We start from the raw sequence: 2,577 nt of genomic DNA on the forward strand, positions 1-2,577 counted from the left end.
GAGCCGGCTGGAATGACGACTATCGGGCTCAGTTATTCTTTGGTTAAAATATCAACAAAGTGTGCTCCCGCCCTGCAGTTGAGGCAGATGCCGTGGTCGCAATAAATATGCCACCTAACAATGAAAGACTTAATCCATGTTTCATCGAGCAACTCCTGATTAATAATATAAGCCTATCTCACCAACATAAAAAGTGAGGTGTAAAGAACATAATTAGTGTTTATATATCGTCGAACTAGAACTTTATGGGCGAGCCAAATTCTGGCATGGGAGCATTAAAGAATTTGGCAACACTGGCCCCCACATCAGATAGGGTATCGCGAACACCTAACTCAAGCCCCTTTAATTCATGGCTGAATAACAATATTGGCACCATTTCTCTTGTATGAAGAGAATGTCCGATAAAGGGATCGTTGCCATGATCAGCCATAACAATCAAGAGGTCGCTTATGGACATAGCGTCTAATATCTTTGATAATCCGGCATCAGCTCTCTCGAGCGTATTCCAGTAACGCCCAGCATTTTGTTGGTGACCAGAAAGATCCGTTTCCTGAACATTGAGGCAGAAAAATGCATTATCTTTCCGAACAACATCCCGCAGCAATAAATCAAACAGTGTATCGGTATCGACTACTCCTGGATATGAAACACCGTGTTCATTCTCTACGATATCGGCGACCTTACCATATAAGAACGTCTTGATTCCAACCTGATCAAGACAGTGTGGCACTTGTGTCGATGGATCGACTCCATAGCCAAGGTGAATAACCTTAAATCCGTTATTATAGGCTCCAGAACGTGGAGCGTTGACCCCAATAAATGCTATGTTTCCGTTTTTATCTGGTTTGGTTTCTATGGCTGAATAGATGTCATCCATTGAATCAACCAGTCCACCAAACGCTATGTTTCGTCCAGCATCATTATATTTCCTGACTACTCTTCCGATTTTCACGACGTCATCGAATGATATCAAGTTCAAATTGGCTGTAATGTTATAAACCTGTCCCAACTCGGCCTCAAGGTTATCCCCGATCACGACACAGCTGTTGACCTCCAGTAGGGCAAGCGCATCGCGATATATTCGGTTGACCTGGTATCCTGCGGCAATCAACCCTGCCTCTATCTTTTCGATATATGTACTAAAGGGGGCTTGTAGCGGTGCTCTCGGTTTGGTCCCCATGATCTCTTGATGCCCCATAAAGGTGTCACACCCTTCATGGCCCAGCATTGACTTACCCCAGTTTGCAGCCTGGCTACGTTGCATCACTGAGTTGACGGGATACACCGTATTCAACAATCCAAGCCGTGCCAACGTCGGCAGATGTTTATCTGAAAAATGCTCAATGAGCTTTCTTGCTGTATTGGCACCGTGATCCTGTGGTCGCTCGGCCAGTACATCCGGCATTTCGCCGATACCAAAGCCATCGAGGACGACAACAATAAACCTTGCCATAATCCCTCCCTTACAACTCTCGCCCTTGCGAATCATAGAGTCCGATGATTTTCGGGGTCCCTGTCGATATTCCTGAAACCAGCGCAACATCACTCCTGGTCACAAACACCTGGGAGCGGAAAGCCATAATAACGGGTGTGCCGACGGGACACGTTCCCGCCAACTGGATGTGGTAATCGATGCTGCCATCATCACCTGCCACAAATGGCATGAAGCGTCCGTGTGGATCTGAGCCATCCATTGCCAGTGCGCCACGAATACGTCCACGCCGATAATATCCACCACCATAGCAATAACTATTTCCGTTATGCTGATGAGATATCTCGCTCAAATAAAGCATTGCAATCTTTTCTGGCTGATCCCCATTCTGATTTGATGGAATTGTACCGGTCAAAGCATGTCCCGGTTCGCCATGCGTCCCACCTCGAGAGGCAATTAGCGGTATTGTTTCACAACTAGTTGAAGACGGAACATTGACCTGTGTTATCCGGCAACCCATTCGCTCAGCCTGCTCTTTGGCAATCATCGTTGTCCTGAAATTATGTGTGGCCACGGTCACATCTTTATCTTCATCATAGAGAAAGCTGGGAAAATGAGTGACCCCCGCTATAGCGATATTCGGTAGTGCTGACAATGATTGGATAACCTCATCCAGCTCACTTAGTAAAAATCCAGACTCCTGACTGGGATAAATAATGTCACCATGCTGATAAAACTTGACCATAATCTTTTGAACTACATTCGCATTAACTGCAGCAGATGAAATCTCCTTGGCCTTTTCAATAGAATAAACGGTTATAATCTCTGGTTTGGTGACACTCACCAATTCATGGACTATCCCAGTAGGTGGTTGAACCAAATGCCCAACATGACTAACATTTATTCCCAGACCTGAATAATGGCGTGCTTCTTTGAAATCAACACAGACAATACCATCATAACCTAACTCATCGATCAGCAATTTTGCTAAAACGGGATTGCGTCCAAATTGCTTCGTCATCGCATAGAGTGTGATCCCATACTCATCTGCAGTTTTCTTGATCACCCTCTGCGTATTCCGGCGAAGTTGAACAGCCATTCCGGCCAACGTGAACACCCTGATCCTTAACGCGCTCACGTCACCC

The 2,577-nt window shown here is 45.7% G+C and carries 2 protein-coding genes; both read right to left on the reverse strand.

Translation table 11 applies throughout. The features are described from left to right. Positions 1-235: 235 nt before the first annotated feature. Positions 236-1,453, reverse strand: a complete 1,218-nt coding sequence (locus OKC40_RS22130; protein WP_270796998.1) for a phosphopentomutase — start codon at positions 1,451-1,453, stop codon at positions 236-238. A 10-nt stretch (positions 1,454-1,463) separates the two neighbouring features. Beyond that, on the reverse strand, positions 1,464-2,577 hold a 1,114-nt coding region (locus OKC40_RS22135; RefSeq protein ID WP_270796999.1), incomplete at its 5' end, for an alanine racemase.

It is taken from the genome of Aeromonas sp. QDB11 (assembly GCF_027705265.1).
Lineage (GTDB): Bacteria > Pseudomonadota > Gammaproteobacteria > Enterobacterales > Aeromonadaceae > Aeromonas > Aeromonas allosaccharophila.

Coding starts and splice junctions, on each gene's coding strand:
- OKC40_RS22130 (WP_270796998.1), bottom strand. CDS start 1,453: ATGGCAAGGTTTATTGTTGTCGTCCTCGATGGCTTTGGTATCGGCGAA.